Raw genomic sequence first — 18,754 nt, 5'->3', positions numbered from 1 at the left:
TACTTTTACGTACAATGATGCTGGCATAACACAGGGACAAGGAAAGGTATGTTTAAGCGAAGTGTAAAATGGTTGCTTCCCATTGGGATTATTGGCATAGCGGTAGCAGGGTATGCTGTGGTGCAAGAAACCAAGCCTGACATTGAGCCAGAAAAATCGGTGCAAACGAATGCGACCGTAAAGACTCAGGTACTCGCCGCGCAGTCGCATCAGATCCTTATCTCTAGTTTTGGTGAGGTCGTGCCGCTTGAGCGTACTGCGCTTGCGACACAAGTGTCTGGAGAAGTGCTGAGTTGGCATCCAAACTTTGTTGCGGGTGGAGTCGTTAAACGTGGTGAAGTATTGTTTACCATCGAAAAAGACAACTATCAGGCTGCCGTTTTGCAAGCGCAAGCCCAGTTAGCTCAATCTCAAGCAACGCTGATTGAAGAGCGCGCAAAAGCCAAAGTCGCTGAACAACAAGCAAAGAAAATCAAAGATACACAAGTCTCTGATTTGTATCTCAGGATCCCCCAAGTGTTGAGTGCAGAAGCTGGAGTGAAATCGGCTCGCGCAGGGCTCAAACGTGCCAACCGTGACTTAGCAAATTGTGAAGTAGAAGCCCCTTACGATGCACTTGTCGTCTCGCGAAATCTTGGCGTGGGCCAATATATTACCACGGGCTCACAGGTGGCAGAACTGAACAACATCGAAAGTGCAGAGATAATGGTGCCCATCGCTGGATTTGATGCCCCGTTTTTGCCTAAAGATATTATTGGCATCGACGCCGTTGTTATCGCGAAAGGGCGAACTGAAACGAGGCGTCAAGGTCGGGTCGTTCGAGACCTTGGTGTTGTCGACAGCGCGACCCGTATGGTCAACATGGTGATTCGAGTGGATGATCCATATGGTTTAAAGTCTGCGGAGACACCGCTCCCATTTGGCTCTTATGTAGAGGTGCGTTTCAATGGAGAAATCGTACCGAATCTTTATCCTATCCCACAAGAGTTGGTGACGGATGACCGCGTTTGGCTTATTGATGAAGACAACCGCCTTGTCCCAAAGCCTGTGCATGTGTTGCGTGAAGAACAATCTAATTTTTACATTGATTCAGGGTTGGAAGACGGCGATATATTGGTGCTGACAGTCCCTGAATTCCCCCAAATAGGGATGCAAGTCACGCCAACGGATCGGGAATCCGCCCTAGGGAGTCTCAATGAGTAGCGCTCCTCAACGAGGCATTATCGCATTATTTGCACGAAATTCGGTTGCCGCAAATCTGCTGATGGGGTTCATTCTAATTATGGGCACGGTGAGTTATTTTTTGATTCAGCGGCAAATGTTCCCCAATTTTGAAATTAACTATATCCAAGTGACGGCCTCCTATCCTGGTGTTTCTGCTCAAGAAATCGAAGAGAGTATTCTCATCAAGGTGGAGGAGTCACTTAAAGATGTCACTGAAGTTAAGAAAGCGGTCACGGATGCTTATCGAGGTGGAGGCGTTGTCACGCTTGAGATTGATACCAAAGCAAATCTGATGGAAGTGCTGGATAAAGTGAAGCAAAGAGTTGATGGCGTCGCAAGCTTCCCTAAAGCAATGGAACCAATCAAGGTCACGCAGATAGAGTTTAAGCAAGATGTCATTGGTATGGTGCTGTCAGGAAACACCTCTTTGCCTGAGCTAAAAACCATGGCATTACAAATTGAAAAAGAACTGCTGCAACTTGGTGATGTGTCGCTGGTGGAGGTAAGCTCACCACCTGATGAGATTGGTATTGAAATCCACCCGGATGAATTGCGAACATATGATTTGACCCTTGATGATGTTGTTACCGCGATTCAAAAATATTCTGCCAACTTTTCAGCCGGGCAGGTTCGAACCAGCACGGGATTGGTGTCTATTCGTATCGAAAACCAGTATTACAACGGCTTTGAGTTTCGCCAGATCCCGGTCAAGCTTGGCGCGAATGGCTCAAAGGTTTTACTGGGAGATATTGCCGTCATTAAAGACGAATTTACCGAAGGGCAGCACTATTTTAAGTATTCAGGTCAAAATGGTATCTACTTAACCGTAAAAGCCACCAAAACACAGAATATGGTCCCAGTGGCGAATACGGTTAAGAAGTTTATTGAAGCTAAAAATGCGCAATTGCCGCATGGTATTCAGTTGCATACATTAATGGATATGACGTATTACCTTAATGCGCGCCTAGACATGATGCTCAAGAACTTGCTTCAAGGCGCGGTATTGGTTGCGTTGCTACTCACTATATTTTTACGTTTTCGATTAGCCATGTGGGTCATGGTTGGTTTACCGGTTTGCTTTTTGGGCGCAGTGATGTTGATGCCTCTTTTTGATGTCAGCATCAACATCATCACCTTGTTCGCTTTTATTATGGTACTGGGTATCGTCGTCGACGATGCCATCGTTATCGGAGAAAGTGTTTATACCGAAGTGGAAAAAGAAGGTGGAGGCGTGACTAATGTTGTGCGAGGTGCTCAGCGAGTCGCAACACCAGCTACCTTTGGTGTACTGACAACGATAGCGGTGTTTGTTCCCTTTCTCTTTTCTACCGGACCAGAAAAAGCCTTCTTCTATGGTTTGTCCATCGTGGTGATCTTTTGCTTAATCTTTAGTTTGATAGAGTCCAAGCTTATCTTGCCCGCGCATCTCGCTCACACCACCTTTACGCCGATTAAAGAAAACAGCTTGCGGGCTCGTTTTAATAAACAGTTCTTTCGTTTTGTTGATGGCCCGTATAAGCGTTGCGTTTCTTGGTGTGTGGAGTGGCGCTGGTCAGTCGTCGCAGGGTTTATAGCCGTGTTAGTTATTAGCGTGTCGATGCTCACTGCGGGTCACGTACGAATGATTCCCAGCCCTAAGGTGCCGTCTGATTTCCCTTTGATTAAAATTGAGATGAACAGCAATGTTTCTGATGATCAGACTATAAACGCGTTATTGACACTTGAACGGATTGTGCAAGAGGTCAACGAGGATATTCGAGACGAATATGGGCAACCGGTTGTCCGCGATATGATGACGATTAACACCAGTCGTACCCAAGGAATGATTATCTTACCGCTGGTGGATGAAAGTGTTCGCCCCGTCGATGCGTTTGAGCTGTCGAAACGCTGGCGAGAGAAAATGCCGACCATTGTAGGATTAAAGTCTATTGTCATTAACGATAACGTGACAGGAGGTGAAGACGGCGATGAATTTGGTTATTTACTCTATGGGCCGGATATGGAAGTGCTTAACGCTGCGGGTCGAGCACTGATTTCACAACTTCAACTACAAACAGGGTTGTATGATATTAGTTCGTCGATGGACACGGGGAGCCGAGAAGTACAATTGTCGCTCAAACCTGTCGCGTACGATCTAGGTTTGGATTTAGCCACGATTGCGGGGCAAGTTGGTGGCAGTTTTTATGGTGGTGAAGCGCAGCGCATCTTACGTAATACCGAAGAAGTGCGGGTGATGGTGCGATATCCTAAATTAACGCGAGAAGCGTTTTCATCCTTACGCTACACATTAATTAATACCCCTGAAGGCAAAAAGGTCATGCTGGGTGATGTGGTCAACATCGTCAATAAACCTGGCATCAATCAAATTCGTCGTGAAAACGGCTACCGCACGGTCTATGTCTATGGGTCTATTGATGAATCACAGATAGAACCGGATCAAGCGGTGAAGAATATTGAGGATAATGTCTTGCCGAAGGTACAGTCTCAATTTCCAAGTGTGGTGACCGAGCTCGGTGGCACAATTGAAGAGCAGCAAAAACAAAAAGCCGAACAAATCGTCTTCTTTATTGCCGGAATGATCACGGTCTATATTTTGCTCGCCATACCACTAAAAAGCTATGCACAGCCATTTATTATCATGTCAGTTATTCCGTTTAGCTTAACGGGGGCCATCTGGGGGCATTATTTTTATGGCCTAGATATGAGTATGATGTCGACGTTTGGCTTGATCGCCGCCGCCGGAGTGGTGATCAATGACTCGCTGGTCATGACCGATTATGTCAATCAGATAAAGGCTCGCTGTGACTGCGCCAAACAAGCCGTCGTTGAAGCCGGTTGTGCGAGATTTAGGGCGATAACCCTCACTTCTATCACGACGTTTTTTGGCGTCTTGCCGATTATGTTTGAAACCAGCTTACAAGCGGCGTTTGTAAAACCGATGGCAGTGGCACTAGGGTTTGCGGTGATGTATGCCACCGTCGTGACCTTGATATTGGTGCCATGTTTATATGTGATGTTGGAGGATATTGGCAAGGTGGCTAAGAAATTGTGGCGCTTATATGTGCCAGTTAAGGGGCATCATTCGAGTTAAAGTCAGCAGACGATACATTAACGACGGCATTCTATTTTGTCGTCGTTAATGAGCCAGTAGAGCGACGGCCCTAATAAATGGTTATTTTAATAAGTCTATTAATACTATTGTATGACATATGTCACGGCTATCTCGATAGAAAAATTGTACACTTAACGTCCCCCAAAGCTAAAGAAAACATGACAAATGAACACAACCACCACATTAATTTACGACACGTTAACTCGTCTTGCTGATCATGCTCCAGAGCAGCATGCCCAAATTCGCCAGACATTATATGAACATCTAGAACTACCATTTTCCAAACAGTTGGCCTTGTACGCGAGTGTATTGGGCCCGATTAGTTCAGGGAAACTAGAAGGTCGCCACAATATAGATAAAGCGGTAGAGCTCGCCATCGAAGTTTTACAAGCGCCAAGTAAGTAGCCCCTAGGCCACTGACCATTGAGTTATTAAGCCGTTGACCAGGTAAGTAGCCAGAGTAGCAGGGCATTATGGCTTTAAAAGAAAGGCTCCGAAATATCGGGGCCTTTAATCGATTGATTGCTTGGCGAAGAATGGTCGAGGCTCACTATCATCACTTTCCTACATGCTTCTTTACACGGCAACCTCCCTCAATACTGCCACATAAACACTAGTAAATTTAGTGATAATGCTTAAAATGCGGGTTCATCTATTTGCTATCTAGAGTGACTTTCTTATGCTTCGTGATTACACATTTAATTGCCTCGTTACTATGCCGCGTCAAGAGCTTGAAGAGTTCAGTGTTCGAATGATCAGTAAGATGGTGCCAGAAGAAACGATGAGTGAGCTATTTACTTTTGAGCATGAAGAGGTCGATAGCGAAGAGCGAATGATGTCTGCACGACTGGATGCCACACTCCGTATGACGGCCATCGCATTAAGTGAAATTCAGCAGGCGTTTGACGACTCCGATAACGCTAAGCAGAATAGTGAACGAATGACTCGATTGGTGCTTTGGCATTTTTACGCGATATCATTTAACTTAGAACAAGCTATTACCCTTGAAGTGCATTGTGAGCAGGTAGAAAAGTTGTTGGCAAAGCCGCCATTAGAGGCGTTTGGTTGGGTAAAGGCGCTGACTGAGTTATTGCACACCTATGCCAATATTAACGCTAAAGAAAAAGCTAAAGACGCATGAACATCAAAAGAGATGCCATCATGTGAGTGAAAATTAAACAAAAAGTGGTCCGCATAATAGCGAGACCACTTTGAATGATTAAAGATAAAATGGTGCTTCTAGGCGCTTAAACCATAGCCACTATTTTGCGTGCTTTCCTGCACGCTGTTGCGCTTTCAAGGCTTGTTTCTCTTTTTTACGCTGCTCTATCAAATGAGCGGCTTCACCACCTACATGGGTTTCGCCTCGAGCATTTGAGAGTTGGACTTGCTTTTCTCGTTCACGAAACCGTGCTTTTTGCTCGTCGCTGTGTTTATCGATACATTTAGGGCAGCTGACGCCTTTTTCGAAGTGTTCAGAGATTTGGTCTTCATTTGTGATAGGCAAACGACAAGCGTTACAGACATCATAGCCGCTCTTTTCTAGCTGGTGGTTGACCGCAACACGCCCATCAAATACGTAGCAATCGCCTTCCCATAGGCTTTCTTCTTCCGGTACATCTTCTAAGTATTTAAGAATGCCGCCCTCTAGATGATAGACCTCATCAAACCCTTGTTCTTTCATGTAAGCGGTTGATTTTTCGCAGCGAATACCACCTGTGCAAAACATCGCCACTTTTTTATGTTTAGCGGGGTCTAGGTTGTCTGCAACGTATTGTGGGAACTCTCGGAATGTTTCTGTATTGGGGTTCACCGCATGTTTGAACGTTCCAATATCGACTTCATAGTCGTTACGAGTATCCACTAAAAGGACATCAGGATCCGAGATTAACGCGTTCCAATCACTTGGTTTAACATAGGTACCAACGACATTAAGTGGGTCGATGCCCTCGACGCCCATGGTCACAATTTCTTTTTTTAGTTTCACCTTGGTGCGATTAAAAGGCTGTACGTCGTTAAATGATTCTTTGTAAACGACATCAGCAAGGCGGCAGTCTTGTTTGAACCATTGGAGTAGGGCATTGATAGCGTCGCGCTTTCCCGCAACCGTGCCATTGATCCCTTCACTTGCCAATAACAAGGTGCCGCGGATTTGATGCGTTTCTAGCAGTTCGGTCAGTGGTTGGCGGATGTCTTGGTAATCGTCAAGTGTGACGAATTTGTAGAGTGCGCATACAACATATTGAGACATGGTTTTTCCTTCTGCGAGCTGGAACGTAAATCCAGAGCGTATGGTTATTGATGTATTATGATCGCGCGAAGTATAGCTAAGCTAAGCGATGACAAAAACCAACCAAAGGTAGGGGTATATAGCCATTTAAAGTTCATGGCTATTGCTTTGATTAAAGATGATCAACTTAGTGCAATGCACTGATATTTTAGTGTGATATCTGATGATAACTGTCACAAAATTAAGTCATATAAGCACCATGTCTGACATCAGAAATCGATGTTCAACATACGTAATAAACCTCAATGCGACAGAGAAAATAAACACCGAATCGTTGACTAGACGAATCGGTGTTTATCGGGGCACGAAAAAAGGCCGAAAGTAAGAATATGTATTAAAGGGATTGATTAGAATGGGTGGTCAACCATAATCCAAAAGTTAGTACTCTCTGGGGATTTAGCAATGTCGGCTCGGACCACAAGGCCTGCCATTAGTGCACGAATCGAACCGCCACCATCATATTTAAGGTCAGTAAGCAGTTCGTTTGCGGTGTAGGACGATCCTACTCGGCCCACCTCAACAAAGCCAACAAGTTGAATCCAATCAATTCGTAAAAAGTTCAGCCAAGAAACGTCTTTCGTAGGGTTATATGCAAGGGTATAACGATATTCTGCCGAACCATATATAACCGCTTTGTCATGGAAGCGGTTGTTGTCGTAACCACGCATCCGAGTAAAACCACCTAAGGTCGCGCCTTCATTATAAGGTGCGTTGCCGGTTACTCTCTGGTTAGTGCCATTGTCTTCAACTTCCCATGTCGGAGACAAACCTGTCCAAAAATTCATCGCAACAACGCGTTGTGATGCCCAATCAGATTTCCCTAATGAAAAATACTTACTCATATCGAGTTCATGGAACGCCCACTGCTTTTTAGAATCAAACCAACCCCAATCATGAGAAGTCGCAATATATTGTTTACTGCCGAAAGAAGGGTTTGGGGCAAAATCTGTATTGTCGTATAGAAGGCCAAATTCCATCGCGTGAATGGTGCCATCACCAGTGCCAGTCTCAAATTCGAAGGACTGATATCGGTTGAACTGTCTTGCGACAAAAATAGTGGAGCCACTGGTCATAGGGTTCCATTCTTTGCCACCGGATGGCTCGGAGACGAGCAAACCATTTCTAATGGAATAATCGACCAACCCATGTTTTTGGTTCGCACCGAGTGGTAACACGTACTCCATTTTTATATCAAACCAATTTGACGCACCATCAGCTTGCAAAAAATCCATATTGGACGAATCGTTGCTACCAGGGCGAGTACTGCCACTAGGGTAGGTTCCGTAAGATGAGGTATAGGCTCGTTGTTGAGGATAGTAACCAAGCATCCCATAAGCACTCAAAAAAACCCGCTCTGTGCCTGGAATCATAAAGTTCCATACACCGCCGGCGATAGCTCGGCTAACGTCACCGCCAAAAACGGTACCACCCACGGTCATTTGATCTTGATAAAGGCCCTTAACCATGCCTCCGACCCCGACATTGAGTCCCATTGTGTCGGTACTAAATAGATAAGGCAATATCATCGATTCACGGACGCGATCGGGTGTTTCTAGCCTATCTACCCTTGATTTGACACTGGTTGGCGTTGCAGCTTGGCTCATAGGTGTTAGCAATGAGCAACCAAGCGCGGTGATGACACCTAAAATACGACGATATGTCATGCGACTTCCACTTCCTTGTATTCATTTTTATTGTTTTTAATCTTTATGATCACAGCCTACCGTTATTTTAGGATAGATAGAACAGTAAGTGATTATTTTGGCTAATTATTAGAGCGTTATTTATGACACAGAGCGTGGTTTGGAAGAGAGTTCGAATATTTAGCTTCTGGGTTTGGTTAATCGAATACCCGTATTGGTCGTCACGGAAAGAACGCCGTCCAATCATTTCAAGGTTCAGTTCGTGGGGCGCGCAGCTTAGCGTTGGCTAAAGGTTTTATGTGTATGGGGTAGGATAATCAATAAAAGGGTGCCGAGAAGGCACCCTTTTCGACGTTACAATTGAGTTTTCAAGTAACCGATCGCACCTAATATGGATGCGACTTGAGCATCATTACACTCATGCTCAGTGACTTTTGGGCTATCTGGGTAAACCTCGGTAGTCGTAGAATAAAGGCAATCGGTCATGCCAGTACAAAGGCTCAGTTTTTTTAACGGATAGTTAATGACGCCATGCTGAACGACCGGAGAACCAATGATTTTCCCTTCATGATCTGGCGGCGCAATGTGGGTGACCTTTTCTACCGATTGAATGATAGCGGCCTGGAAAGCCTCAGCCGGACTCTCTGTGTTACCCACGAGATAAAAGCCATCAGGGACACTATCTTCAAAATAATCTAAACCATCTCGTGCCGCCAATGCTGGCCGAAACTCACTTTCATCAGAGTCCGTGGTTTCGTGCAAATCGATATGAGCAAGAATAGGAACGTTCAGCTGTGCAACCATGGCCATCACGTTGGCTGATTCTTCAGCTGGCGAATCTGGGTAAAATGAACGATTAGGGTCGATGGCATTTGGGTTCCAACGATTGATGGTTTCGTATCCCCAAGGACTTACGCAAGGAGCGATAACAATGTTGAACTCACCTTGAAATTGATGCGCATTTTCTTTAGCAAATTGTAGGGCACCGTGCACACCAGAGGTTTCGTAGCCGTGAACGCCACCGGTGATCAAAATAGTGGGTTTCGAAGGACACCAATTTTTAGTTTTCAGTGCAAAAAGAGGAAAACGCTCTTCGTCGTATGATAAGGCGCCGTATTGAATGACATCTAATGCTGATCTAAGCGCTTCAATCTTCGGTAAAACGTCTTCTCTATAGGTGCGTTTTACGGCAGTGGTTTTTCGCCATTCAAGGACGTCCTGTTGTGTCCATTTTTGACCCGGAGTCCCAATGGGATACTGAAAACTATTATGCATCTTGCTGTTCTCTTTTGTGTGGTATGACAAAGCGAGGGTGATATCGTTAGTAGGATAACGACGACATCGAAGAACAGCAAGAGCGTAGCGGTGAGGATTACGTAAGTATACGTGTAATCCTCACTCGTCGATGACGCCACGACAGTGACGTTTACGCCATATCGTGATGATGAGAGTTTTCGATGGCGAGCATCAGTTTTTCTGAGAGGTTTGATTTTTGACTGGAGATAAAATTAAACATAACGATACTCGCAGCACCGGTTGTGGTGACCTTGCCTTGTTTTTTACTCACAATTTGATATTCCATCTTAAAGCGATCGGCGCCAACATCGATGATACGTGAACCAACTAATAGCGTGTCGGGGTAGGTGACCGGAAGTTTGTAACGGCAATAGGTATCTCCTAGTACTGGACCTATGTTAGTGGCCGCCATGTCTTCCATGATGCTTAGGTGACGAAAATAATCTAAGCGAGCGGTTTCAAAGTAACGAAAGTAAACGGCGTTGTTAACGTGGTTTAGCGCGTCCATCTCCCCCCAAGCAACAGGGATTTCAGTGATGATAGGGTAATCTTTGAGTAACTCTTCCATGATAGCGGTACCTTTGTGAATTGAATTTTTACTCTAATCATCAATTAACAAATCCGCAACAAGTAACCGCTCGAAATGTGTACTCAATATGGGGAGCCAAGAGGGTAAAACAAGGAGCTGCTGCGCGAATGAGAAGGTAAAGTCCCCACGGGTGACGGGTGACGGGTGACGGGTGACTACGTTTTTGCCGGTAATAAACGACTGCAGATGGTCAAATCCTTAAAGCGGAAAAATAGGGCAATAAGGTGAGTTACTTAACCGGCAGTGCGGAAAGACATTGACGGCACAAGCATAATTTAGACGTTGTGAGCGATGACGTGTCTCGCTTATCTATTTCAAAGCACCAACAGCTTTCATTGCCAGCCGCGATTTCACAAAATGCTGGCGCGCCACACTGCTCACAGACGTGTGTCGAATCTGTACCGGAGATCTGATTCATCTTGGTTTGGCGATCGGTATTCGACAGGTGTCGCCAATCAGACAACTCATTTAGAGTGCGATGACAGCCACTACAGATCCCTGCATTGTTTTTGCAGGCGGCGCGGCAGGGCGTATAAACCGATACTTGCGCGTTATTTGTTTTGTCTGTCATTGCTTATTGTGCCTTATCATTTGCAACAAAGGTGGATAAAAAAACACCCAAATTATAACTTGTGTGCGGTGTGACGATAAAATAAACGCCCCAAAATAGGGGCGTTGGATTCAATGTTCGCTAAGTAATGTTTATTTTACTTTCCACACAATTTGCTCACCGGCACGAATTGGTACAACAATATCATTGCCAAATGGCATCGTTGCGGGTACGTCCCAAGCGGATTTTTCTAGCGTGATAGTGTCGGTGTTACGAGGAAGATTATAGAAGTCAGGCCCGTTATGGCTGGCAAATGCTTCTAGATTTTCAAGCTTACCTTCTTGCTCAAAAACTTCAGCGTAGAGCTCAACTGACGCATGTGCAGTGTAAGACCCCGCGCAACCGCAAGCCGCTTCTTTTGCGCCTTTTGAGTGCGGCGCTGAATCAGTCCCAAGGAAGAACTTTTTACTACCACTAGTAGCGGCTTCAACGAGCGCTTGTTGGTGTGAACCGCGCTTTAAGATAGGTAGGCAATAGAAGTGAGGCTTAATGCCGCCAACTAACATATGGTTGCGGTTATACAACAAATGGTGTGCAGTAATTGTTGCAGCCACATTGTCGTTGGCCTGTTTAACAAAGTTTGCAGCGTCGGCGGTAGTAATATGTTCTAAAACAATTTTTAGATTTGGGAAGTCATTGACGATCGGTGCTAAGACGGTATCAAGAAATTCTTTCTCACGGTCAAAAATATCGACGTCATGCGTGGTGACTTCACCATGAACAAGCAGCAACATGCCCACTTCTTCCATCGCTTCTAACGTGGTGTAAACATTCTTAGCCGATGTGACCCCTGAGTCTGAGTTTGTTGTTGCACCTGCTGGGTACAGCTTAGCGGCAACAATACCTGCCGCCTTTGCTTTGCGAATTTCTTCTGGAGATGTCTTGTCTGTTAGGTACAGCGCCATGAGAGGTTCAAACTGCTCGGAAGGCTGTTCCGCCATGATGCGAGTTTTGTACGCCAGCGCCATGTCGGTGTCAGTGACGGGTGGGATGGTATTTGGCATGATAAGTGCGCGGCCGTTGTAGCGGCTAATATCGCGAACGGTGTCTTTCAATACTTCGCCATCGCGAAGGTGAACGTGCCAGTCATCAGGACGAGTAATAGTCAATGTAGTCATTTCGGCTCCCACCAAGGTTAAATTCTTCTTGAAACGGAGCCTAAACGTGGCGTGAAAATGTGAAAGCAAACGCTTACGTTTAGGCGACAGGATGATAGTGGAATTCGGCACACATTTCACTAAGTTTCTGGGACTGAGCGAGAAAAGACGATAATATCGCTGTCAAAATACAACGACGAAAGGAAGAAATCGTGACTGATTCTGCTCAGCTCTCTCAAATTAATATTTACCCTGCTAAGTCTGTAGGGGGCATTGCTTTGTCATCATCATGGGTGGAATTGCAAGGGTTAAGCTTTGACCGCCGATTTATGGTCGCTTTGGCTGACGGCAGTATGGTGACAGCCAGAAAGCACCCTAACATGGTTAAGGTTTCTTCGAGTATTATCCCATCGGGTCTTGTGTTTACTTATCCTGGCCAGCCAGCGTTAAAACTAGAGTACGCTGGATTCAAAAAACAAGAAGCCTCCGCTCAGGTATGGAATGATAGATTTACGGCCTACACCACTACTGACGAAGCCGATGATTGGTTTAGTCGTGTATTGGGTCAGCGTGTTGAACTCTTGTTCACTGGTGAGCAATCGAATCGTCATCGTGAAAAAATAGGTCACAACGTGAGCTTTGCCGATGGTTATCCTTTGCTGATGATCAGTACTGGATCATTAGAGGCATTGAATAGGCGCAGCCCTGAAACCCATAGCATGGAGCAGTTTCGAACCAATCTAGTGATTCAATCGGACGAAGCGTTTATCGAGGATTCATGGAAACGAATCAAGATTGGTGAGGTCGAGTTTGAGGCAGTCAAACCTTGTGAGCGCTGCGTGTTGACGACGGTTGATGTCAATAAAGGCGAGTTTAGAGCTAGCAAAGAGCCATTAATGACGTTTTCTCGCTTTCGAGCAAATGAAAGAGGCGGTGTATTTTTTGGTCAAAACTTAGTCGCTAAGAACGAAGGCATGATTCATGTCGACGACGTAATTGAAGTGCTGGAATACAAAGAAAAAGAAGTGTACCCCGATTTGGATGTCCATAAGCAAACCTTTGTCTGCGTGGAAAGAGAGCATGTTGCCAAAAACTTTGAGACCTTTTGGCTAGAGCCTCAAAAAGGGGAGATGCCGAGCTATAAAGCAGGTCAACACTTGCCGATAGAGCTCGTTATCGATGGATGCGTTGTGAAGCGATTATATACATTATCTTCATCGCCTAGCAGACCAGGACGGCTCTCGATTTCAGTTAAACGTCTGGATAGTGGCGAGGTGTCCAACTGGTTGTTTGAGCATTTTCAAGTGGGTGATACGTTAGTTGCTGATGCGCCAAATGGAGATTTTCACCTGAAGTTGGATTCTCATGAACCGTTATTGCTGCTGTCGGCTGGAAGCGGAGTGACGCCAATGATGTCAATGCTGCGTGACTTATCCGACAGAGATAGGGTAGGAGACATTGTTTTCTATCATCAATGTTCAACGCCAGAAGATATTCCTTTCAAAGGCGAGCTTGATGCGCTCATGGCCAAGCACCCTTCACTGGTCATCAAGTTAGCACTAACGCAGCCAGGAAGGCATTGGGAGGGTTTGACCGGGCGTATAAGTGTCGGCCAATTGGCGTCAATTTCTGATTTACAAACTAGACAAGCTTTTGTCTGTGGCCCCGACGGTTTTATGACATCGGCGAAGACCTTATTGATGTCGTTGGGATTGCCCGTGACGCATTACCATCAAGAAGCGTTTGGTGTGAGTTCAGCGGTCGACGGAACTAAAAAAACGCTGCAGGTTTCGATTGATGGGCAAGAGTTCATGGGAACGAACCAAGCCAATTTATTGGAGCAAGCGGAAAATGCTGGCGTGACGGTACCATATTCATGCCGTGCAGGGTTCTGTGGCGCTTGTAAGGTGACAGTGGAAAGTGGTTCGGTGCATCAACCTGACGTACCCGCAATACAAGACAGCGAAGTCGCAGAGGGTAAGGCTTTAGCATGTTGCGCGATTCCACAAACCGATGTTGTGTTGTCTACACGTTAATTTGACGAGGTCAGTTTAAGTATGAGTGTTGTCCTGTAATCTCGGTGAAGTTAGCCCGGTAAATGGATATAAAAAGGGAAGTGATTACACTTCCCTTTTGACGTTAATTGCTTGTGGTAACGACCGTTTCTGTCATTGGGTTAACGATAACAGTTTCAGTGTTGACCGTAAGGCCGGTCTATTTTTCAGACTCAATTAAGTGTTTGTGTAACACGTCTTTAAGCACAGCCCGTTCGTGTTTGAGTTGGTGCATTGCGGCGTCATCGATAGGCGCCCCATTAAGTTCTAATACGCGAATTTCCTTGTCTAGAGCATCGTACTTTTTTGTCGCGGATGCAAAAGGTTCATCGGTTTTGATTAGTTGTACAATGGTTTCGTGATGGTCTGGAAATTCTTTTAGAAGAGAATGGTTTTCACCTAACATAGCTATCCCTTTTTATTGTTCGATTCAGGCTTTAAACGACCGCTATTACGTGTAAGTTGCCATGGCATAGATTACATAGATGACTTACACGGTAGCTTACTATAAACATGGCACAAGACTGTCGTTACGCAATGTTACTTAACACGAATGCGCTTGTTTATTGAGCTACATCACGATGCATTTTATTGCTAGGTAAAGATGACGGGTAGGGTAGGTTTGGTGAGAGGGTAGTAAAGCCAACGAGAACACGCTCATTGGCTTTAAATGAAATACTTTAATCGTAGATCGTTGGAATGGGTTCACGTTTGTGTTGTGTTGCTTTGTAGATCGCAACCAGTCGATCGGAGACATCCTGTGAGACGGCTTTACCTTCTAAGAAATCATCGATTTGGTCATAAGATAAATTCAATGCATCTTCATCGGCTTTTTGCGGCGCAAGTTCTTCCAAGTCGGCAGTGGGCACCTTTTTCACGAGAAGTTCTGGCGCACCTAAACTCGCGGCTACCTCACGAACTTGGCGTTTACTTAGCCCAAATAATGGTGCCATATCACAAGCGCCATCACCAAACTTTGTATAGAAACCAGTGATGTTCTCTGCGGAATGGTCGGTCCCCAGAACGAGGCCACCTACATACCCTGCGACTTCGTATTGTGCAGCCATACGAGCGCGCGCTTTCACATTGCCTTTTACGAAGTCAATTTTAGCGCGATCGGTTGGAAGTAGACCTGTTCCTTCTAGTGCAATGTGCGACGCGGCGTGAAGTCCATCAACCCCAGCTTTAATATTCACAGAAATAGAATGTGTTGGTTCGATGAAAGAAAGCGCAAGTTGAGCCTCATCCTCATCTTGTTGTTCGCCGTAAGGTAAGCGCACTGCGATAAATTGATAATCTGCAGAGTTCGCTTGTTGGTTTAATGCATTGATTGCAAGTTGAGCCAATCTGCCGCATGTGGTTGAATCAACACCGCCGCTGATACCAAGAACCAGTGACTTACAGCCAGAGCTGAGTAGTTTAGCTTTAATAAATTCGACGCGACGTTCTATTTCGAATTGAGGGTCAATAGACGGCAGCACACGCATTTCGTCACGAATAAGTTGTTCCATTAGATTTCCTTTTCCTGCAAGCAAATTGAATTGTTTCTATGATACCTACGAAAACTAATGAAAAAAAGTTACAGTAGCCCTGAAAATACCGAAGATAGTCAAACAAGTAGGACATTCATGACAAAGATTGCAATATTTGGTAGTGCTTTTAACCCACCGAGCCTTGGCCACTTGAGTGTGATTGAGTCTCTGAGTCATTTTGATCAAGTGCTATTAGTACCAAGTATTTCCCACGCTTGGGGGAAAACGATGCTTCAATACGACGAGCGCTGTAAGCTAGTGGATTTATTTATCGCTGATATCGAACAGGGCAATATTGTACGCTCGGCGATTGAAGAAACACTGGTTAAACCGGATACATCGGTAACGACGTACGCCGTCCTTGAAGCGATTCAGCATCGCTATCCACACGCTGACTTGACGTTTGTCCTAGGACCTGACAATTTTTTTAGTTTTAGTCGTTTTTATAAAGCAGAAGAGATCGTACAAAGGTGGTCTGTTCTTGCCTGTCCTGAAAAAGTGAACATTCGCTCCACCCAGATTCGAGAGCATTTACAGCAAGGTTTGAACATAGATCACTTAACAACCCCATCGATTGCTAAACATTTATTGAATTTTCCGTTATATTTAAAAGGATAATAAAAAGGATTTTTAATAAAAATGAAAGCAACATTGTGTGGTATTGCTTTGTTAGCAGTGGTGAGTGTGCCTAATGCACACGCGTTTTGCGAAGACAACAGTAATCGCTCTGTCGTACTTAAAGTGACGGAGGAAGAGTCGTTGTGCTCTTTATTGATAAAACCATTTAGCTACTTGGGTACTAAAGTTGTGACTTTAGGCGGACTTCTAGAACCCACAGACCCGTTAGCGGCATTACAAGACTCGTATTGGGATGAGTGGTTATTAAACCAAGAATCAGAGCCAGTATTGACCGGAAACTATAAGAGCAGCTTTGTTGGTATTGGCCTTTGGGCTCCGGCAGAGATTGCCCGCCAAAAGGATGAGATGTCAATGCAAGAGTGGCTCATGTCACAAGGGTTGCATGTTGGTGTCGGTTTTGGAGAAAAAGGCAAGGAGCCGAGGCTACGTCTAGATTACCGCTGGCATGAAGACTACCAGGGTGACATGATGATGCAGGTTGAAGTGCCATTCTAGTAAAAGAAATGAATATAAATAAAAGCGAGCAATGAGCTCGCTTTTTTAGATCGGTTCACCAAGTAGTGATAGATAGAGTTGTTTGAATTGTTCTTCATTACCGTCAAATAACGTTGCGCTTATTCTATCTGTTTTGATCCCGGACAGCTTTAGTTTTCTTGCCTCGCGTATTCTTAGTATTAATGCCAATTCGCCAGAAATTTGTGTTGATTCGGGCTTCCATTGAGTGACCAATTGGCTCTCTTGAGATGACCTAAGTTTTGGCTGCATCTGCTCCAGTTCGTGTTTTAATACTGACAGTAGGTCATTTAAGAACCCAGGTTTTTGTTCATGTTGGATGAACTCAGACTGAAGTTTGTCTAAAATCGCGGTCATCAACGATGTCGGCGTTATTTGACCAGCATTGACTGGAAATGATGTTAACAAGCGAATCGATAGCGTTGTGACTGATAGGTGAGTGCTAGGAAAAATAGTGAGACTGGATAAACAGTCAAAGGGTACCCAAAAGATATCGCCTTGATTATAAACATATTCATTCTTTCCAAGCTTGAGCAATACTTTCCCTGCTTCAACACGGATTAATTGATTATGGAGTGACTTCTTACGTGGTGTAATAGTCAAAAGCTCATAAGGAGCGGATCGAAATTCAATGGCGTGGTTCATGATGCACTTCACTGGTCAAAACTGCGCATAGATTAACGTGAGTTCCTAGTAATGCCAACCAAAGATCACAGTTTTATAGGTTTGAAAATGAACACTAGAGTTAAAATGTGGTCTGACCTTAACAAAAAAAGGCTTAAGATAGCTGCGGTCTTTATACTCTAAGCGTAGAATAGTGCAGCTTTTAATTTGATGTAACCAAAATGACTAACAATACTGACCCATATATTGAGATTCGTCCTTACAATGACGAAGAGATTCCAGCGGCTCTCGATCGTTTGATCAACGACGCTGAGTTTATTGATGCTATCTTGCAACACCGTTTTTCTAACCACGCTCCTTGGTTTAAGGCATTAATGAGCCCTATCCTAAAAGTGTACTTGAAGTTTAAGTGGGCCAAGTTCGATAGCGTTGAAGCCATTCAGATGGAAGTGAAAAAATATCTGACCAAAACACTTAAGTCGACGACTCAAGGAGTCACGTTTAAGGGCTTGGATAATCTTGATAAAAACACCGCCTATCTTTTTGTTTCCAATCACCGTGATATCGCGATGGATCCTGCATTGGTCAACTACGGTTTGCATCAAAGCAACCATAGAACGGTGCGTATTGCGATAGGTGATAACCTGCTTAAAAAGCCATGCGCGACGGAATTGATGCGCCTTAACAAGAGCTTTATCGTAAAACGTTCGGTGAAAGGACCACGTGAAATGATGAAAGCACTCGGTACGTTGTCGTCTTACATTAAGCATTCCTTGGAGACGGGGAATTCTATCTGGATTGCACAAAAAGAAGGCCGCGCAAAAGACGGTAATGACTATACTGACCCGGCTATCTTGAAAATGTTCCACGTCGAAGGCCGTAAACAAAAAACACCGTTCGCAGAATACATTCGTTCTCTTAAAATCGTCCCTGTGTCTATTTCGTATGAAAATGACCCATGTGATACGGCAAAAGCGAACGAACTGTTTGAAAAAGCAGAGCACGGTAGTTATGAAAAAGGTGAGTTCGAAGATATTGAGAGCATCGTTCAGGGTATTATTGGCCGTAAAGACCGCATTCAAGTGGTTTTTGGCGATGTTATAGACCAAGACTTTGAAACGCCAGACGCGCTGGCGGCTGAAATCGATCGACAGATACATGAGAACTACACGTTGTTTCCAATCAACAAGCTGGCTGCTGGATGTGATGACGAGTCGATTACACAAAGTACGCGAGATACGTTGCAAAACAAACTGGATGCCTTACCATCTGGTGCGCATTCATATCTTATTGATAGCTATGCAAACCCAGTAAAAAATGTAGTGAAGGAGCGAGAAGCCCTTTCTGCATAATCAGGCACTCAATCTAAAAAAACCGCTCTTATTCGAGCGGTTTTTTTCATTTATAAAATGATACCAGTGATTCATTGCACCCACTGAAACGTGAAATGATAGGTTAAATTGCCAGTTTTCTTGCAAATTTGTTTGAAGTGAATCACACTTTGCGTGAAATTCGATCCTCAATTAATAAC

17 protein-coding genes are annotated in these 18,754 nt (G+C 44.7%); 8 read left to right on the top strand and 9 right to left on the bottom strand.

Annotation, left to right across the window (positions count from 1 at the left end):
* Nucleotides 1-48 precede the first annotated feature (48 nt).
* The 4 genes from AB4405_RS17655 (at nt 49) to AB4405_RS17640 (ending at nt 5,477) form a co-directional block, all read left to right on the top strand.
* Nucleotides 49-1,203, top strand: a complete 1,155-nt coding sequence (locus tag AB4405_RS17655) for an efflux RND transporter periplasmic adaptor subunit (protein WP_372062095.1) — start codon at nt 49-51, stop codon at nt 1,201-1,203.
* Complete coding sequence (locus AB4405_RS17650; RefSeq protein WP_372062094.1) at nt 1,196-4,315, top strand: efflux RND transporter permease subunit; 3,120 nt, start codon at nt 1,196-1,198, stop codon at nt 4,313-4,315. The genes AB4405_RS17655 and AB4405_RS17650 overlap by 8 nt, the downstream gene beginning before the upstream one ends.
* Nucleotides 4,316-4,501: 186 nt before the next feature.
* Nucleotides 4,502-4,741, top strand: a complete 240-nt coding sequence (locus tag AB4405_RS17645) for a PAS factor family protein (RefSeq protein WP_102469465.1) — start codon at nt 4,502-4,504, stop codon at nt 4,739-4,741.
* A 274-nt stretch (nt 4,742-5,015) separates the two neighbouring features.
* Complete coding sequence (locus AB4405_RS17640; RefSeq protein WP_372062093.1) at nt 5,016-5,477, top strand: exoribonuclease R; 462 nt, start codon at nt 5,016-5,018, stop codon at nt 5,475-5,477.
* Between the two features lie 120 nt (nt 5,478-5,597).
* Here the strand turns inward: AB4405_RS17640 and AB4405_RS17635 are convergent, their stop codons facing one another.
* The 6 genes from AB4405_RS17635 to pyrC form a co-directional block, all read right to left on the bottom strand.
* Nucleotides 5,598-6,587: a rhodanese-related sulfurtransferase gene (locus AB4405_RS17635; RefSeq protein WP_372062092.1), complete on the bottom strand. Its 990-nt coding sequence runs from the start codon at nt 6,585-6,587 to the stop codon at nt 5,598-5,600.
* A 386-nt stretch (nt 6,588-6,973) separates the two neighbouring features.
* Nucleotides 6,974-8,290, bottom strand: a complete 1,317-nt coding sequence (locus AB4405_RS17630; RefSeq protein WP_372062091.1) for a BamA/TamA family outer membrane protein — start codon at nt 8,288-8,290, stop codon at nt 6,974-6,976.
* 333 nt (nt 8,291-8,623) lie between these two features.
* On the bottom strand, nt 8,624-9,544 hold the full coding sequence (locus tag AB4405_RS17625) for a M14 family metallocarboxypeptidase (protein ID WP_372062089.1): 921 nt from the start codon (nt 9,542-9,544) through the stop codon (nt 8,624-8,626).
* A 151-nt stretch (nt 9,545-9,695) separates the two neighbouring features.
* The gene (locus AB4405_RS17620; protein ID WP_372062088.1) at nt 9,696-10,133 is read right to left on the bottom strand and encodes an acyl-CoA thioesterase; all 438 of its coding nucleotides are present in this window, start codon (nt 10,131-10,133) and stop codon (nt 9,696-9,698) included.
* A 250-nt stretch (nt 10,134-10,383) separates the two neighbouring features.
* Nucleotides 10,384-10,725, bottom strand: a complete 342-nt coding sequence (locus AB4405_RS17615) for a DUF1289 domain-containing protein (RefSeq protein WP_102469460.1) — start codon at nt 10,723-10,725, stop codon at nt 10,384-10,386.
* A gap of 131 nt (nt 10,726-10,856) precedes the next feature.
* Nucleotides 10,857-11,882: a dihydroorotase gene (gene pyrC, locus AB4405_RS17610; RefSeq protein WP_372062087.1), complete on the bottom strand. Its 1,026-nt coding sequence runs from the start codon at nt 11,880-11,882 to the stop codon at nt 10,857-10,859.
* Nucleotides 11,883-12,049: 167 nt separating this feature from the next.
* On the opposite strand from pyrC, the gene AB4405_RS17605 reads away from it, so the two are divergent.
* On the top strand, nt 12,050-13,897 hold the full coding sequence (locus AB4405_RS17605) for an MOSC N-terminal beta barrel domain-containing protein (RefSeq protein WP_372062127.1): 1,848 nt from the start codon (nt 12,050-12,052) through the stop codon (nt 13,895-13,897).
* A gap of 178 nt (nt 13,898-14,075) precedes the next feature.
* On the opposite strand, the gene AB4405_RS17600 is transcribed toward AB4405_RS17605, so the two are convergent.
* Complete coding sequence (locus tag AB4405_RS17600) at nt 14,076-14,321, bottom strand: YdcH family protein (RefSeq protein ID WP_102469457.1); 246 nt, start codon at nt 14,319-14,321, stop codon at nt 14,076-14,078.
* 274 nt (nt 14,322-14,595) lie between these two features.
* On the bottom strand, nt 14,596-15,426 hold the full coding sequence (nadE, locus tag AB4405_RS17595) for an ammonia-dependent NAD(+) synthetase (protein ID WP_102469456.1): 831 nt from the start codon (nt 15,424-15,426) through the stop codon (nt 14,596-14,598).
* Nucleotides 15,427-15,543: 117 nt separating this feature from the next.
* Here nadE and AB4405_RS17590 point away from each other — a divergent pair, with 117 nt between their 5' ends.
* Together AB4405_RS17590 and AB4405_RS17585 are read left to right on the top strand one after the other, a co-directional pair.
* A complete protein-coding gene (locus AB4405_RS17590; protein WP_372062086.1) occupies nt 15,544-16,065 on the top strand; it encodes a nicotinate-nicotinamide nucleotide adenylyltransferase in 522 nt (173 codons plus the stop codon).
* Between the two features lie 21 nt (nt 16,066-16,086).
* Entirely contained in the window at nt 16,087-16,581 is a 495-nt protein-coding gene (locus AB4405_RS17585) for a hypothetical protein (RefSeq protein ID WP_102469455.1), read from the top strand.
* A 45-nt stretch (nt 16,582-16,626) separates the two neighbouring features.
* On the opposite strand, the gene AB4405_RS17580 is transcribed toward AB4405_RS17585, so the two are convergent.
* Nucleotides 16,627-17,244: an AraC family transcriptional regulator gene (locus AB4405_RS17580; protein WP_102469454.1), complete on the bottom strand. Its 618-nt coding sequence runs from the start codon at nt 17,242-17,244 to the stop codon at nt 16,627-16,629.
* 200 nt (nt 17,245-17,444) lie between these two features.
* Between AB4405_RS17580 and AB4405_RS17575 the strand changes: the two genes are divergently transcribed.
* Complete coding sequence (locus AB4405_RS17575; RefSeq protein ID WP_372062084.1) at nt 17,445-18,575, top strand: 1-acyl-sn-glycerol-3-phosphate acyltransferase; 1,131 nt, start codon at nt 17,445-17,447, stop codon at nt 18,573-18,575.
* Nucleotides 18,576-18,754: the final 179 nt, after the last annotated feature.

The organism is Vibrio sp. 10N.261.51.F12 (assembly GCF_041471725.1).
In the GTDB taxonomy this organism is placed as follows: Bacteria; Pseudomonadota; Gammaproteobacteria; order Enterobacterales; family Vibrionaceae; genus Vibrio.
Note: the sequence above shows the minus strand (reverse complement) of the source record. Positions and strands in the feature narration are given on the sequence as shown.